At 63.8% G+C, this 16,577-nt stretch carries 13 protein-coding genes; 3 read left to right on the top strand and 10 right to left on the bottom strand.

The annotated features are described in order from the left end of the window. Positions 1-282 precede the first annotated feature (282 nt). The gene (locus tag MAFF_RS12360; RefSeq protein ID WP_010911248.1) at positions 283-1,479 is read right to left on the bottom strand and encodes an acyl-CoA dehydrogenase; all 1,197 of its coding nucleotides are present in this window, start codon (positions 1,477-1,479) and stop codon (positions 283-285) included. Positions 1,480-1,581: 102 nt separating this feature from the next. Here MAFF_RS12360 and MAFF_RS12365 point away from each other — a divergent pair, with 102 nt between their 5' ends. Further along, complete coding sequence (locus tag MAFF_RS12365; protein WP_010911249.1) at positions 1,582-2,493, top strand: LysR family transcriptional regulator; 912 nt, start codon at positions 1,582-1,584, stop codon at positions 2,491-2,493. Here MAFF_RS12365 and MAFF_RS12370 read toward each other — a convergent pair whose 3' ends face one another. From MAFF_RS12370 to MAFF_RS12405, 8 genes are all read right to left on the bottom strand, one after another. Further along, positions 2,494-4,818: a Tex family protein gene (locus MAFF_RS12370; protein ID WP_010911250.1), complete on the bottom strand. Its 2,325-nt coding sequence runs from the start codon at positions 4,816-4,818 to the stop codon at positions 2,494-2,496. A 128-nt stretch (positions 4,819-4,946) separates the two neighbouring features. Next, positions 4,947-6,128 carry a serine hydrolase domain-containing protein gene (locus MAFF_RS12375; RefSeq protein ID WP_010911251.1) on the bottom strand — a complete coding sequence of 394 codons (1,182 nt, stop codon included), beginning with the start codon at positions 6,126-6,128 and terminating at the stop codon, positions 4,947-4,949. Between the two features lie 33 nt (positions 6,129-6,161). Further along, complete coding sequence (locus MAFF_RS12380; RefSeq protein WP_051402087.1) at positions 6,162-7,358, bottom strand: serine hydrolase domain-containing protein; 1,197 nt, start codon at positions 7,356-7,358, stop codon at positions 6,162-6,164. A gap of 62 nt (positions 7,359-7,420) precedes the next feature. After that, positions 7,421-8,455: an extracellular solute-binding protein gene (locus MAFF_RS12385; protein WP_010911253.1), complete on the bottom strand. Its 1,035-nt coding sequence runs from the start codon at positions 8,453-8,455 to the stop codon at positions 7,421-7,423. Positions 8,456-8,478: 23 nt separating this feature from the next. Then, a complete protein-coding gene (locus MAFF_RS12390; protein ID WP_010911254.1) occupies positions 8,479-9,279 on the bottom strand; it encodes an ABC transporter permease in 801 nt (266 codons plus the stop codon). Continuing rightward, positions 9,272-10,192: an ABC transporter permease gene (locus tag MAFF_RS12395; RefSeq protein ID WP_010911255.1), complete on the bottom strand. Its 921-nt coding sequence runs from the start codon at positions 10,190-10,192 to the stop codon at positions 9,272-9,274. Before MAFF_RS12395 ends, MAFF_RS12390 begins: the two co-directional genes overlap by 8 nt. Beyond that, positions 10,192-11,286, bottom strand: coding sequence for an ABC transporter ATP-binding protein (locus tag MAFF_RS12400; protein WP_010911256.1), 1,095 nt, complete (start codon positions 11,284-11,286; stop codon positions 10,192-10,194). The genes MAFF_RS12395 and MAFF_RS12400 overlap by 1 nt, the downstream gene beginning before the upstream one ends. Before the next feature lie 139 nt (positions 11,287-11,425). Further along, entirely contained in the window at positions 11,426-13,105 is a 1,680-nt protein-coding gene (locus tag MAFF_RS12405; protein ID WP_010911257.1) for an amidohydrolase, read from the bottom strand. Positions 13,106-13,364: 259 nt separating this feature from the next. Here MAFF_RS12405 and MAFF_RS12410 point away from each other — a divergent pair, with 259 nt between their 5' ends. After that, positions 13,365-14,018, top strand: a complete 654-nt coding sequence (locus MAFF_RS12410) for a TetR/AcrR family transcriptional regulator (RefSeq protein ID WP_010911258.1) — start codon at positions 13,365-13,367, stop codon at positions 14,016-14,018. A gap of 22 nt (positions 14,019-14,040) precedes the next feature. Continuing rightward, complete coding sequence (locus tag MAFF_RS12415; protein WP_010911259.1) at positions 14,041-15,072, top strand: histone deacetylase family protein; 1,032 nt, start codon at positions 14,041-14,043, stop codon at positions 15,070-15,072. A 57-nt stretch (positions 15,073-15,129) separates the two neighbouring features. Here MAFF_RS12415 and MAFF_RS12420 read toward each other — a convergent pair whose 3' ends face one another. Then, positions 15,130-16,323, bottom strand: coding sequence for a TMEM43 family protein (locus MAFF_RS12420; RefSeq protein WP_244420782.1), 1,194 nt, complete (start codon positions 16,321-16,323; stop codon positions 15,130-15,132). Between the last annotated feature and the right edge of the window lie 254 nt (positions 16,324-16,577).

A 16,577-nucleotide genomic window follows, 5' to 3' on the forward strand; every position in this document is an offset into this window, starting at 1 on the left:
GGGGCCCCGGAGATCGGCGTTTCAAACGAATTCGCCGAACCCTGACACATTTGCTGGCCATTCTCCAAGCACAGATGTTGCGGTGCACCTAATTTAAGCAGCCGAGGCCAGCTTGAGGTGTGTTGAGATTCAGGTCAGGCCGAGTCGAGAATGGTGGCTTCCGAGAACCGGAGCGGAGCGTACTTTTGGGTACGGGAGCTCAGTTCTACTGCGACGCAGTAGAACGGGGAAGCGCAGGAAGCCGCCATTCGCAGGCCGGCCTCACCTGAATATCGGCACAGCTTAAAAGAACGCCTGGATACCCGTCTGCGCCCGTCCGAGGATCAGCGCGTGCACGTCATGCGTGCCTTCATAGGTGTTGACCGTCTCCAAATTCTGCGCGTGGCGCATGACGTGGTAGCCGATCTGGATGCCGTTGCCGCCATGCATGTCGCGGGCCTGGCGGGCGATGTCGAGCGCCTTGCCGCAATTGTTGCGCTTGACGATCGAGATCATCTCCGGCGCCATCTTGCCTGCATCGAGCAGTCGCCCGACGCGCAAGGATGCCTGAAGCCCGAGCGCGATCTCGGTCTGCATGTCGGCAAGCTTCTTCTGGTAAAGCTGCGTGCCGGCCAGCGGCTTGCCGAACTGCTTGCGGTCGAGACCATACTGGCGGGCGCGGTGCCAGCAATCTTCCGCCGCACCCATCGAGCCCCAGGAGATGCCATAGCGAGCCCGGTTGAGACAGCCGAACGGGCCGCCAAGGCCCTTGGCGTTGGGCAGCAGCGCGTCCTCGCCGACCTCGACGCCTTCCATCACCACTTCACCGGTGATCGACGCGCGCAACGACAGCTTGCCGCCGATCTTCGGCGCCGACAGCCCCTTCATGCCCTTTTCCAACACGAAACCACGGATCTCGTCCTTGCCGGTCTCGCCTTTCAGCTTGGCCCAGACGACGAAGACGTCGGCGATCGGCGCGTTGGAAATCCACATCTTGGAGCCGCTGAGCTTGTAGCCGTTCGCGGTCTTCTCGGCGCGCGTCTTCATGCCGCCCGGGTCCGAGCCGGCATCCGGCTCGGTCAGGCCGAAACAGCCGATCCACTCGCCGCTGGCGAGCTTGGGCAGATATTTCTTGCGCTGTTCGTCCGAGCCATAGGCGTGGATCGGATACATCACCAGCGACGACTGCACCGACATCATCGAGCGATAGCCGGAATCGACGCGTTCGACTTCCCGCGCGACCAGCCCGTAGGTCACATAGTTGGCGCCGAGGCCGCCATACTCTTCCGGGATGGTAATGCCGAGCAGGCCGGCCTCACCCATCTCACGAAAGATGCCGGCATCAGTCTTTTCATTGAGATAGGCATCCTCGATGCGCGGCGCGAGCTTGTCGGCGGCGAAGGCCGCCGCGCCGTCGCGCACCATGCGCTCTTCTTCCGAAAGCTGGTCCTCGATCAGGAACGGGTCTTCCCACACGAATGCATTCTTGTCGGCGGCCATGGCAATCGGTCCTCAAACGGGATGAAGCCCGGCTTATCGGCCCGCGGCCTAAAAAAATCAAACGAAATTGCTTCACGGATCAATGAGCGTTAGGAATAGATCATGAGTGTCCAGCGCCGCCTTTTGCCCAACATCAGCGCCCTCGCCGCTTTCGAGGCGGTGGCCCGGCTTGGGTCCTTCACGGCTGCCGCGCAGGAGCTGGACCTGACCCAGGGTGCTGTCAGCCGGCAGATCCGACTGCTCGAAGACCAGTTCGGGCGCCGGCTGTTCGAGCGCGACAGCCGCAATGTCCGGCTGTCGACGGCAGGCGAAATCTACGCCGAAGCGGTGCGTTCAGCTCTCGGCCAGTTGCGCGACGCAGCCCTTGGACTGATGAGCAATCGGCATAGTGGCATCTTGAACCTCGCCATTTTGCCGACCTTCGGCACCCGCTGGCTGATGCCGATGATCCCGGATTTCGTCGCGAACAATCCCGACATCACCATCAACTTCGTCACCCGCGTCGGCCGCTTCGACTTTGCCAGGGAAAGACTGGACGCCGCCATCCACTACGGCCTGCCGGACTGGCCGGAAGCCGATTCGACGCTGCTGATGAGCGAAACCGTGGCGCCTGTGGTGTCGCCCGAGTTCCTCGCCAGCCGCGCCATCGCCACGCCGGCCGATATCGGCCGCCAGCCGCTGCTGCACATGGCGACGCGCCCCGGCGCCTGGACCGAATGGTTCGAGCATCAGGGCCTGAGCGCGCCGGCCGGACCCGGCATGCAGTTCGAACAATTCGGCACCGCCGCCCAGGCCTGCATGGCGGGGCTTGGCGTCGCGCTGTTGCCGCTTCTCCTCATCGCGGGCGAATTGCAGCGCGGCCAGTTGGTGCCGGCGCCCGGCCAGCCCATGCAAAGCCGCAGCGCCTATTACCTCGTCGTCCCGCACGACAAGCGCGAACATCCCCCGGTGGCCAGCTTTCGCGACTGGCTGCTGGAGCAGGTCGAGAAGGAGCCGGCTGTTCTGGCGTGGTAGCTACTTGCGCTTCAGCGCATCGGCCAGCGCCGCACCGAAGGCCCCTTGCTGGGCCGGCCGTTCCGGCTGGCGTTGCGGCGCTGGCGAGCGCGGCGCCGGCCTGCCGCCGCCATTGTCGCGCGGCCCGCCACGAGATGCGCCGCCCTCGCCGCCATCCTTGCGCATGGAGAGCGCGATGCGCTTGCGCTTGATGTCGACGTCGACGACGCGCACCTTCACCACATCCCCTGCCTTGACCACCTCATGCGCGTCCTTGATGAAGCGGTCGGCCAATTGCGAGACGTGCACCAGCCCGTCCTGATGGACACCGATATCGACGAAGGCGCCAAAGGCCGCGACATTGGTCACTGTGCCTTCCAGCAGCATGCCGGGTTTGAGGTCCTTGATGTCGTCGACACCGTCGGCGAAGGTCGCCGTCTTGAAGCCGGGGCGCGGATCGCGGCCGGGCTTTTCCAGCTCCGCCAGAATGTCGCGCACCGTCGGCAGGCCGAAACGCTCGTCAACGAAGACGCGCGGATCGAGCGCCTTGAGCGCGGCACTGTCGCCCATCAGCGAGCGCACGTCGCGGCCGCAGGCGGCGACGATCTTCTTGGCCACGCCATAGGCTTCCGGATGCACCGACGAGGCATCGAGCGGCTCGCTGCCATTGGCGATGCGCAGGAAGCCGGCGGACTGTTCGAAGGCGCGTGGCCCTAGCCGCGGCACCTTGAGCAGGTCCTTGCGGCTGGCGAACGGGCCGGTGGCGTCGCGATGCGCGACGATGGCGTCGGCGAGCGACGCGCCAAGGCCCGAAACACGCGCCAGCAGCGGCGCCGAAGCGGTGTTGAGATCGACGCCCACCGCATTGACCGCGTCCTCGACCACCGCCTCCAGCGAGCGGCCGAGCCGGTACTGGTCGACATCGTGCTGATACTGGCCGACGCCGATCGACTTGGGTTCGATCTTGACCAGTTCGGCCAGCGGATCCTGCAGGCGCCGCGCAATGGACACAGCACCGCGCAACGACACGTCGAGGCCGGGAAATTCCGCTGCCGCCGTTGCCGATGCCGAATAGACCGAGGCGCCCGCCTCGCTAACGATCACCTTGAGCGGCTTCGGCCCGCCGTCGGAAGGCATGTCGGAGAGCATGTCCGCCACCAGCTTTTCCGTCTCGCGGCTGCCTGTACCGTTGCCGATCGAAATCAGCTCGACCTTGTGCAGGCGGATGAGCTTGGCGAGTTCGGCCTGCGTGCCGCGCACATCATTCTTCGGCGGGAAGGGATAGACCGTCGTCGTCGCCACCAGCTTGCCGGTGCCGTCGACCACGGCCACCTTGACGCCGGTGCGGATGCCGGGGTCGAGCCCCATGGTCGGCCGCGACCCAGCGGGCGCGGCGAGCAGCAAATCCTTGAGATTGCGGGCGAAGACGTGGATCGCCTCTTCCTCGGCCCGCTCGCGCAGATCGCGCATGAGATCGAGCGTCAGGTGCAGCGAAAGCTTGACGCGCCAGGTCCAGCCGGCGACGTCCATCAGCCAGCGGTCGCCGGGCAGGCTGCCGCCGATCGCATAGGCGTTTGCGATCATCCGTTCGACCGGTTTCACCGGCGACGCGTCGTCGGCATCGACCTCGATGTCGAGCGACAGCACCTCTTCGTTGCGGCCGCGCAGCATGGCCAGCGCGCGATGGCTCGGCACGTTTGCCCAGCGCTCGACATGGTCGAAATAGTCGGAGAATTTGGCGCCGGCCTCCTGCTTGCCATCGACGACACGGGCGCGCATGAAGGCGCGATCCTTCATGTAGGTGCGCAATTTGCCGACCAGGTCGGCATTCTCGGCGAACTGTTCCGACAGGATGTCGCGCGCGCCTTCAAGGGCCGCCTTGGCGTCGGCCACCTCCTCGGTGACATAGCCCAGCGCCAGTTCCGCGGGCACCAGCGCGCGGTTCGCGAGGATGGCCTCGGCCAGCGGTCCCAGCCCGCGTTCGCGGGCAATCTCGGCCTTGGTGCGGCGCTTCGGCTTGTAGGGCAGATAGATGTCCTCGAGTTCCGCCTTGGTGGCAGCCGCTGCGATCTTGGTTTCCAGTTCCTCGGTCAGCTTGCCCTGCTCCCGGATCGAGCCGAGGATGGTGTCGCGGCGGGCGTCGAGCTCGCGCAGATAGGCGAGCCGCTCGGCAAGGTCGCGCAACTGGGTGTCGTCCAGCCCGCCGGTCACCTCCTTGCGGTAGCGCGCCACGAACGGCACCGTCGCGCCCTCGTCGAGCAATTCGATCGCGGCGGCCGCCTGTTCGGGCCGCGCCTTGATCTCGGCCGCGATGATGGCTGCGATGCGCTTGATGTCAGATGCCATGTCGTTCCTGCTCTCATCAAAAGAGCGGCGACCATAGGCGCAGATGCCAGCTCCGCCAACCGCGACGTTTTCAACCGTCGCGGGCGGTCCACAGGAAAGCATGCGGCAACGAAGCCGCGCCCGACGGGTCAGACCAGTTGGGCCAGCGCCTCGAAGAACGCCACAGTCTCGGCATCGAGCGGATCGTCGACCGGCACCGGCTGCGACGACATCTTGGCGATGACCACCTCCGCCTTCGGATCGACATAGAGCCATTGGCCATGAATGCCGATGCCGCAATAGGCGCCACTCGGCTTGCCTGTCTGGTACCATTTGTCGCGATAGCGGCCGTGGGGGAACAGGAAAGCCATCGTCCCGCGATGCCAGGCTTCCGCACTGCCGCCAGTGCTGACCGTATCGCGCACCCAGGCCTCCGGCACGATGCGGCGACCATTGGCTGTGCCGCCTTGCCGCATCATTTCGCCGACCCGCGCCAGGTCGCGCGGCGTCACCGAAATGCCGCCGGCGGTGCGCGCCGTGCCTTCCATGTCGACGCCGATCGAGGCGTCGCTGACAGCGCCGAGCGGCAGCCACAATTTCTCGCGCATCAAGTCACTGAAGCGCTGGCCGGATGCGCGCTCCAGCAGCAGGCCGAGCAGGTCGGAATTGGGCGAGCGGTAGCGGAAGGTCTGGCCATGCGGCTCGGCGAGTCGCTGCAAGGACAGGATGAATTCGCGCAGGCTTTCCGTGCCGCCACCCGGGTTCCACAGCGTGGCGCGGCGATAGCGGGCGAAGGCGCTTTCCGGATCGAGATAGGCCTCCTCGAAATCGAGGCTGACGCTCATGTCGAGCACATGCCGGCAACTGGCATCGCCATAGGCCGAGCCGGCGGCTTCCGGAATGTAAGTCGTCACCGGCGCTTCCGGATCGAACACCCCCTCGCCTTCCAATGTGCCGGCGACGATGGCGGTCACCGACTTGCTGATCGAGAAGATGATGTGGCGGGCGCCGAAATCCATGTGCGGCGCGAACCAGTCACCGATCACCTTGCCCCCTTTCATCACCGTCAGCGCGTCGGTCCTGGAGCGTATAAGGAATTCGGCGACCGTCTCCGGCGCGCTGGCCACCGAAACCTTTTCGCCGAGCAAGCCACCGAAATCCTTCGCGGGTGCCTCGGCACCAGCCGATGCCGCGGCCACGCGCGCCGTGGGCACCAGTTCGCCAAGGTTCTGGAACGACCATCGGTTGAACGGGCTTTCGCGCCAGTTGGAAAGCAGCACCTGGTTGCGGCGGAAGCCGTGGCGAATCTCGAACGCGGTCTTGCCGGTCATGGCGTTTCCTTCCAGGTCGTTTCTTGTGGGGGCTTAGCGCAGTGCGGCGGCGATGGCGTGCACGGCCTTCAGCGTCGCTGTGGAGCAGGCAAGATTGCTGAAATCCGGCCAGGTCGAAAGCTTCACCACGACCATTCCTGTGTTCCAGTCGATATGGATCATCTGCCCGAACACGCCCCGGCACATCAGTGCGCGCGAACGCGGATTCTCGATCCAGAACTGGTTGCGGTAGCTGCCTTCGGGCAGGCTGGGGCTGAAGTCCGGCCCGTGCCGGCCATTGCGTGTCGCCTCGATCCAGTCGGCCGGCACGATGCCGCCGCCATTGTCGAGGATCAGCTGGCCGAAGCGGCCATAGTCGCGCAAAGTCGCGTTGAAGCCGCCATCGGCCACTGCATAGCCGGCGCTGTCGACGGTGAAGCAGGCGCTTTCATCGGCGCCGAGTTTTTGCCAGAGTTCTTCCGACACCAGCTGCGCCAGCCGCTTGCCCGTCACCCGCTCCATGATGAAGGCGAGCACGTCGGTCTCGATCGAGCGGTATTCGAACGCCGCACCATGCGGCCGGACCGTGTCCTTCAAACCCAGGATCAGCTCGAACATATGCGAGGGCCAGCGGAAGTCCGGATCGCTGCCCGGCGGCACCGGCTTCCAGCCGGTGGCGACATCGACCTGGCCGATGTCGGAATAGCGGTCGGTATACTCTTCGGAAAAACGCACGCCCGTCGTCATGTCGAGCACATGCTGGACGCTGGCGCCGGCCCAGCCGGTGGCGCCGAGTTCAGGCAGATAATCTGTGACCGGCCTGGCCGGATCGATCAGGCCGCGTCCGGCCAATATGCCGAACACCGAGCCGGTGATGGACTTGGCCATCGACTGCGACAGATGCAGCGTGCGTTCGTCCATGCCGTTGAAATAGCGCTCATAGGCGACCTTGCCGTGCTTGAGCACCAGGAAACCATCCGTATACGTCTCGTCCAGCAACCCGGCGAGCGTCGAGGGCTTGCCCTCGCTGTCCTCGACCGGCAGCCCGTCGAGATCGACCTCGGCGCGTTCGAGCCGATGGCGGTGGCCGTTGCCGCGCCAGACTTCGGCGGTCGGCAGGATTTCCCTGATGTGCTGGAACGCCCAGCGGTTCCATGGCGGTCGGTCCCAGTCGAGCTTCGGCGGCACCATGGCGGGCGGCGAGCCCCGCATGATCGGCGGCCGCGGATCGCTGTTGCGATAGGAGTCCATGAAAGGCATTCCCGGAAGGAAAAGACCCGGCGGTGTGTGCCGCCGGGTCTGGTATGCAGCGATTACTTCTGCAGTTCGGTCCAGATCTTGGTGTAGAGTTCCTGCGTTTCCGGCGCGCACATCTTCTGGAACTCGCCTTTCGGCTTGGCGTCGGCCGGAATGACGACTTCCGGCGCGTCCTTCATGTCGGCCGGCATGTATTTGTCCGAGCCGGTGATGGCGTTGGCATAGCGGTGGAAGGCCGAGAGGCCAGCCGCGTTTTCCGGATCCATGATGAAGTTCTGGAACAGCTTGGCGTTCTCGACGTTCTTGGCTTCCTTCAGGACGACGACGTTGTCGCTCCACAGGCCAAAGCCTTCCTTCGGATAGTTGTAATGGATGGCCGCATTGGCCAGACGCTGGCGCAGCGCCGAGCCGTTCCAGTCGCTGGTTGCCTTGAAGTCGCCGGCGCCCATCTTCTCGATGGTGTTGTATTCCATCGCGATCCAGTTCGGCTTGGCCGCCACCAGCAGGTCGCGCACCTTCTTCAGCACCGCCTTGTCGTCGGTGCATTGCTGGCCGCCGACATATTTGATCGCCGCGAAGATGACGTCGTTCATCTCGGGAACGACGTTGACCTTGCCCTTCAACTCGTCGGGCGTGTTGAAGACGATGCCCCACGTATCGGCCGGACCCTTGTAGGCATCGGTGTTGACGACGACGCCAATCGTGCCCCAGGCCCACGGCACCGAATATTTGCGGCCCGGATCGAATTCAGGATTGGCCCATTCTGGCGCGACGTTCTTGAAGTTCTCCATCTTGCCCGGATCGGTCTCTAGGAGGAGGCCCTCCTTGATCCAGATCGGCACGTAGGTTTGCGACGGCACGGCAATGTCGAAGCCGGTGCCGCCCTGCCGGATCTTGGCGAGCGCGGTGTCGTTGGAATCGTAGTCGGTGATGGTGACCTTGATGTTGTATTTGTCTTCGAACTTCTTGATCACGTCGGGGCTGGTGTAGTTGCCCCAATTGTAGATGTTCAGCACGCCCTCGGCGCGGGCGAGGCCCGTCGAAGCGAGCAGCGCCAACCCCATGGCGGTCGCCGTTGTCTTCCAGTTCATCGTTCTAACTCCCATTATTGGTTTCAGTCTCGTTTCCTGCTGACGAAGAAAAACAACGTGACGATCGCGACCGAAAGCAGCAGGAAAGCGGTCGATATCGCGTTGATCTCGGGTGTGACGCCACGGCGGATCTGGCCGAGCATGTAAGTGGGCAGCGTGTCCTGGCCGCCCGATTTGACGAACTCTGTGATGACGACGTCATCGAGCGAGATGACGAAGGCCAGCATCAGGCCAGCCAGGATACCGGGCCACAAGAGCGGCAGCGTGATGCGGCGGAAGGTCTTCCACGGGGTCGCGTAGAGATCGGCCGCGGCGCGCTCGAGCGTCAGGTCCATATTCTCCAGACGCGCCCGGATCGGCAGATAGGCGAACGGAATGCAGAATGCCGTATGCGCGGCGATCAGGTAGCCGAGGCCGGAATAGCCGGTGAAGATCTTGATGCGCGAGAAGAAGATCAGCAGCGCCACGCCGGTGACGATCTCAGGCACCATCAGCGGCTGGTTGATCGCCGCATATTTGAAGGTGAGCCCGGGATAGGAAGCGGTGCGCGTGGTGGCAAGTGCGGCCATCGTGGCGAAGATGGTCGACAGCACCGCCGCGATGGCACCGATCTGGAACGAGCGCAGCGTTGCGTCGATGACCTGCGTGTTCTGGTATGCCGACTGGAACCATCGCAGCGAAAAGCCACCCCATTCGGATGTCGAGCTCGCCGCATTGAAAGCGTAGGCGACCAGCACGATGATGGGCAGATAGAGCACGATGAAGCAGGTCGCCGCGATTGTCGTGAAGCCCGGCTGGTGCTTGATGGAGAAGTTGCTAGCCATGACGCACCCCTGACTTGCCGGCGTTGCGCACATAGGCAAGCAATGCCAGCATGACGATGACCATCACCGTGATCGACAGCGCCGAGCCAAGCGGCCAGTTGCGGCCTTGTCCGAACTGCAGTTCGATCAGGTTGGACAGCATCATGTTCTTGCCGCCGCCAAGCACGACCGGCGTCACATAAGCGCCGAGTGCCGGAATGAAGACCAGGATCGAGCCGGCGATGACGCCGGGTTTGACCAGCGGGAAAATGATCTTCCGCAGCACCTTGAAGCGTGTCGCGTAGAGATCATAGCCGGCCTCGACCAGGCGGAAATCAAGCTTCTCCATGCTGGCATAGATCGGCAGCACCATCAGCGGCAGGTAGACATAGGCCATGCCGATCAGGATCGCGGTGTCGGTGTAGAGGATCTGGATCGGCGCCGAGATGATGCCGAGCTTGAGCAGGATCGTGTTGATGATGCCTTCATTGCGGATGATCTGCAGAACCGCGAAGGTGCGGATCAGAAGGTTGGTCCAGAACGGGATAGTGATCAGGAACAGCCAGAGATCCCTGGTCTTCTCGCTGCGCGTCGCCATGAAATAGGCGGTCGGGAAACCGAGCGCCAAAGTGGCGAGCGTCGTCACCACCGCAAGCTTGATCGAACGCCAGAAGATGGTGACATGCGCCGCCGCAAGCGAAAGCGTGTCGTCGAAAATGTCACGTTCCATGAACACCGATATCCAGGCATCGGGCGAAAACTGCCACTTCACGTCGCCATAGGCGCCGGGCGTCAGGAACGAGTAGACGAGCACGATCAGCAACGGGCCGGTCGCGGCGAGCAGGATGACCAGCAGCGCCGGTGCTGACAACAGCCAACGGTCACGGACATCACGCCGTTCCGCTGCCTTGGCGACTTCTTCCGCGGTGGCCATCAGTCCCTCAGCACTTGCGCGGCGTCGTTGCCGATCAGGATGCCGACCTTGTCGCCGCGATCGAAACCGCAGCCTGCGCTGCGCGTGTTCTGCTGGCGCACGGTGAAGGCCTCGCCGCTGTCGAGCTGGACATGGATATGCGTGTCGGTGCCAAAATAGACGATGTTTTCGACCGTGCCCGACAGGTCGCCCTTGTCCTTGGTCAGCTTGGCATGCTCGGGCCGCACCACCACGGTGGCGTTGTCCTTCGGCTGGAACCCTTCGGCAACGGTCGCCTCGATGGTCGTTCCGGATTTGAGCGTCGCGCGCGTCTTGCCGTTGCCGGTGCCCGATATGGCGGCGGTGAGGAAGTTGGTCTCGCCGATGAAGTCGGCGACGAAGCGCTCGGCCGGCTTGTCGTAGATGTCCCAGGGCGAGCCGACCTGCAGGATCTTGCCCGACGACATCACCGCGATGCGGTCCGACATGGTCAGCGCTTCTTCCTGGTCATGGGTGACGAAGATGAAGGTGATACCGGTCTCGTGCTGCAGCCGCTTCAACTCGATCTGCATCTCTTTGCGCAGCTTGTAGTCGAGCGCCGAGAGCGGTTCGTCGAGCAACAGCACTTTCGGCTGCGGCGCCAGCGCCCTGGCCAGCGCCACGCGCTGCTGCTGGCCACCGGAAATCTGGGCCGTGCGGCGACCGGCCAGCGCCTCCATCTTGACCAGCTTGAGCATCTCGGCGACGCGCGCCTTGATCTCGGCCTTGGGCTTGCCGAGCATCTCCAGGCCGAAGCCGATATTGTCGGCCACCGTCATGTGCGGGAACAGTGCGTAGGACTGGAAGACGGTGTTGACCGGCCGCTTGAAGGGCGGCAGCGGCGCGATGTCCTGACCGTAGAGCAGGATCTCACCGGCGGTCGGAAAGTCGAAGCCGGCGATCAGCCGCAGAAGGGTGGTCTTGCCGCAGCCGGACGGTCCCAGCAGCGTGAAGAACTCGTTCTCGCGAATGGATACCGAGACCTTGTCGAGGGCAGCGACCTGCCCCTCACCTGATCCGAAAATTTTACTGACGTTTACTACTTCAATCGCATTCCGATCCGGTTTGTCCGGCACGATTACGCCTCACTGTTGACCCCGCTCTTGCTGGCGGAGCTGTTCCCCTGTTCGATGTGACCACACGCCCGGTAGGTTGGCAAGCCCGGCATTGAATCACAGTTCAGTCCGCTTTCAGCCAGCAAGCCTCATGCCATTGTCAGGCCTGATAGGTGACCTTGCCACCGCAAATCGTCGTCACCGGGCGCACCTTGTGCAGATGGGCCGGCGCCGTCTTCTCGATATCGGCCGACAGAACCACAAGATCGGCCATATAGCCTGATTTCAGCGTGCCCTTGCGGTGTTCGGCGAATTCGGCATAGGCGCCCTCGACCGTGTAGGCGGCCAGCGATTCCTGCAGCGAAAAACTCTGGTCCGGGTCGCTGTCTGCCCATGGTTTGCGCATCACTGCCGCCTGAATGCCCAGGATCGGGTCGATCGGCGACACCGGCCAATCCGAGGCGAAGACGACATGCGCGCCGGCATTCTTCAGGGTCCGCCAGGCATAGCTCAGCGGCCAGCGGGCCGGCCCGATGCGCGACACTGTCGGCTCCAGCGGGAAATCCATGGCGCCGGGCGGATGCGGCGGCTGCATCGAGGCGATGACGCCGAGTTCGGCGAAGCGCGGCACGTCCGCGGTGGTGGTGACCTCGATATGTTCGACGCGGTGACGGCTGTCGCGTTTGCCATTGGCCTTTTGCGCCGCCTCGTAGCCGTCGAGCACCGCACGCACCGCGCCGTCGCCGATCGAGTGGACCGCCATCTGCAGACCGCGCTTGTCGACGGCAACGGCAAGATCGGCGAACTGCTGCGGCGTGAACAGCGGTTCGCCCACCCAGTCGGTACGGTCGGCGTAGGGCTCGACCATGACGGCCGTCCAGGAATCGAGCACGCCGTCATAGAACACCTTGACCATGCCGCACGACAGCCACTCGCTGTTGTAGCGCTCGGTCATGACCGATGCCTTGTCGAGCATGTCGAGCGTCATGAAATTCTTGTAGTGGAACGGGATCTGCACGCGGCAGGGCAAGCCTTCCTCGGCGTCGATCTCGGCCAGCAATTCGAGCTGGTAGAGATTGCCGTCCATGTTCTGGATGGAGGTGATGCCGTGGCGCGCGCACCAGGCGAGGCCGCGTCGCATGATGTCGCGGTCGGCGGCGCGTTCGGTGGCCGACGGCATCGGATCCGGCTCGCCACCGGTCGCCAGCCCCAGCCGCACCCGGCCCTCTCCGGCAAGATCGAGCACCGGGCCGAAGGCCTCGCCCTCGCGCAATTCGCCGGCTGCCAGGCCATCGTCGCCCATGACGATTTCGTTGCCCGGACCAAGCGCGCGGCCATGCAGTATGCCGGCCATCTCCAGCGCCTTGGTGTTGGCCCACATCGTGTGGTGATCGGGCGCGGCCATGCAGAACGGGCGATCCGGCAGGATGGCATCGAGATGATGGCGCGTCACCCGCTCGTCGTCGAGCACGGTGTAGTCGACGCCCTGCCCGACCAGCATTTTCGCCTCGGGCTTGGTCGACGCATAGTCGCGGATTACCTGTTTCAGCGCCTCGAAGCCATGGACACCGCCAAGCTGAAGATGCGCGAGCTCGGCCCCTCCCGAGAACAGATGCATATGGGCTTCGATGAAACCGGGCAGGACCGAACCGCCCTTGGCGTCGATCACCTGTGTGGCCGTTCCCTCGAGTTCTTCGATGGCGGCGCGGCTGCCAACGGCGATGATGGCGCCATCCTTGACGGCAACGGCCTCGGCTGCGGGATTGCCACCGTCCATGGTCAGCACACGACCGTTGATGACGATCAGATCCGCATTGTGACCCGTACCCGTAGCAGACATCGCGACTCCGCGCTTTTGATGACCGACTGAGACCGACAGCCCTGCGCTCAACGGCCTGCCACTCCACCGGAGCGGCGCCACGGAACAAAAAACGATGCCAGTCCGCTGCCTTCGAAATTCCCCTTGTTATCCCTAGGGACAGCGTGGATAAAGAATGCGACTGATTATTCGCGTTTGTCAACATGCGGATTTTAGAATGTATTGTGGACAGGATCCTGCGCCTGTGTTGGGACCAGGCGGGGAACGAGGACATCGAGCAGTGAAGCGCAGTCTCGACCGCAAAACCAGGATAGCGCTCGAGCCGCGCAAGCAGCCGCGGCAGCAACGGTCGAGCAAGGTTGTCGACCGTATCCTCGACGCGGCGCTGATCTTGACGCGGGAGCAAGGAACCAGGACGCCGACGACGCTCGCCATTGCGCAGCGCGCGGGCCTCTCGGTCGGTTCGGTCTATCAATACTTTCCCAACAAGGAAGCCATTCTTCTGGATCTCGCCCGGCGCTGGCTGTCCTCCTTTCCCGAGGTGATCGAGAGGCGCATCAAGGTCCCCCGACCCACCAACCGCGAAGAATTCCGGCGCGAAGTGCGCAAGCTCTTCATCGACACGTCCAGCATCTATCTCGAGAACGCCACACTGATGCCGGTGATCGAGGCCATTTCCGGCAACGCCGATCTCAGGCCGATCCAGGACGAATATGACGAGCAGATCATCGCGCTTTACGCCGCCTGGCTGCGGCATGTGAATCCTGCTCTCGAAGACAAGATCGCCAAACGGCTCGGCCTTGTGATGATGGAGGTCGGGCACGCCTGCCGGCTGGTCGGACTGAAGCGAGATCGCAGGACATACAACCTCATCGAGGACGATGTCGAAGCCATGTGGCTCGCCCTTGTGAACCCCTATCTCAACCTTGACTGATTGCGCATTTCGAGAGGAATTTATGAAGACTGTCTATTCGCCGCTTCATGCTGGCCATGCCGGCCAGATGGAACTGGTCACCTCAGCCATCGTGCCGGGTTTTGAAAAGCCCTCGCGGGCCGAATTCATCAAGGCACGGGTCGAAAGCGAGAACCTCGGTCCGATCGTCCTGCCGCTCGAGCACGACCTTGCCGCCGCCAAGCGCATCCACAAATCAGACTATGTCGACTTCCTGCCGACGGTCTGGCCGCAATGGGTGGCCTCCGGTCACGAGGGCACGGCCATGCCCTTCACCTGGCCGACGCGCGGCCTGCGCGGCGACGTGCCGCCAAAGCGCGTCGACGCGCTGCTCGGCTACTATTCCTTCGACGCCGGCGCCACCTTCGTCGAAGGCACCTGGGCCGCGATCAAATCGTCCTATGACGTGGCGCTGACCGCGGCCGGCCTGGTCAAGGGCGGCGAGAGGTCGGCCTTCGCGCTCTGCCGCCCGCCGGGCCACCATGCCGGCGCCGGCTTCATGGGCGGCTACTGCTACATCAACAACGCCGCCGTCGCCGCGCAGTGGTTCCTCGACCAGGGCGCCAAACGCATCTCCATCCTCGATGTCGACTACCACCATGGCAACGGCACGCAGGAAATCTTCTACGACCGCGCCGACGTGCAGGTCCTCAACCTGCATGGTGATCCCCTGGTCGAATACCCGTTCTTCCTCGGCCATGCCGATGAACGCGGCGCGGGCGACGGCGAAGGCTTCAACATCAACTATCCCATGCCGTTCGGCACCGACTGGGACGCCTGGAACGCCTCGCTGGAGGATGCCTGCGGCAAGCTCGCCGCCTACGCGCCCGACATCGTCATCGTCTCGCTCGGCGTCGACACCTTCGAGAAGGACCCGATCAGCCAGTTCAAGCTGACAAGCCCTGACTATCCCAAGATCGGCCGCCGCATCGCCAAGCTCGGCCTGCCGACCTTGTTCGTCATGGAAGGCGGCTATGCCGTCGAGGAGATCGGCATCAACGCCGTCGGCGTGCTGACCGGTTTCGAGGACCGCTAGGCCTGCTCGCAAACCCAGAGCGGAAAAAAGGGCGGCATATCAGCCCTTTTTTGCAAACTATGTTGCGGTGCCGGTGCTCGGCGTGGCCATCGGTGCGGCTGCCTTGCGTGAGCGGCCGAGATAATAGACCGCCGCCGCCGCGATGACGCCGGTCGCCAATATGCCTGCCGCCAGAACCGGCCGATACCAGAACCAGGCAATCGCGATCGTCGTCGTGCCGACCAGGATCGCCAGGAAGAAGGCGATGATTCCGGTTCCCATCCGCGCCATGCTGCCGAGGAACGGGATGACGTCGAGGATCACGCCGATCGGACTGAGGAACAGGGCAAAGCCGATGGTCAGCAGCAAAAGGCCGCCGGCGCGCAGCAGCCAGGTGATCAGCGTGTTGGCGCTCACCGCCTCGGCGAACATCTTGTCGGCCGGCACGTTGCCGGTATCGACCATCAGCAGCGCATCGCCCGCTTGGGTCTGGTAAGGTTCGAAGCGGCTGCCGGCCTGCCGCGCCACAATGCTGACCACGCCGAGCGGCGCCAGTTCGTAGCCGATGCGGTAGTCGCCCAATGCGGGCGTCGTGTTGTCGTTGCCGAGATAGATCCTGCCGTCGACGATGCTGAGCGGCTTCGTGCCCGTGTAGGCGGCCTTGATCGTCGCCGACTGATTGGCCGACAGCGAATATGCCTTGTCGCCATCGATGCGGTCGAGCACCGGCGTATCAAGATCGAAGGCGACGAGCTTGCCCTGCGGAATCTGGAAGACGCGGCTGTGGATCGCCATTGGCGGGTTCTGATGGCCGTCCGGCTTCTTGAAGTCCGACGAATCGATCTGGCTGTCGTCCCACACTTTCGAATAGCTGTAGGTGGTCTCCGTCTCCTCGCCGCCGCCAAGCTTCTTGGTGGTCTCGGATTTGGACTCCTCCTTCCACTGGTACATCTCGACGCTGCGCGACAGCCGCAGTCCTTGCGCGGCGATGCCGAAATCCGGATCCGACAGGCTGCCATCGGCCGTCACCGGCCCGCTGACATGCACCAGCCTGCCGTCATTGCCGGCATCGACGCTGTCGGCGTTGATCGCGACCACGGCGCCGGCGCCTTCGGCCAGGGAGCGCGCCGTCTGCACCGCGCGGCCCTCATTCCAGAACAGCCCGATCACCATCAGCACAATCAGGAGCAGACCGAAGATGACCCCGCCGACCGCGCGCTTGATCCGTCCGAACCACGAGACGGACGTAACTTCCCGAAATGAATCGCTCATCGTTTCCCCCGAAACAAAAGATGCCAGGAGCCCGCATGGCACTGCTGCCGACGACCGCGGCCGTAACGCAGCTACGAACTCCATTGCCGAAGGTGCCCACCCCTTCAGCACTTGCGAATCTATCGCATCGGGCGGAGCGCGGATATGGCCGGCTTGCGCAGTCCCGGGATTTTCACACGCTCGAAGGCCGCGAAAATCGGCCTCTGAGTCGCACGCGAGTCCGCCGGATTCGATTTTGTCAAATCGCGTTTGAT

Origin of the sequence: Mesorhizobium japonicum MAFF 303099 (assembly GCF_000009625.1) — a bacterium.
Taxonomy (GTDB): Bacteria; Pseudomonadota; Alphaproteobacteria; order Rhizobiales; family Rhizobiaceae; genus Mesorhizobium; species Mesorhizobium japonicum.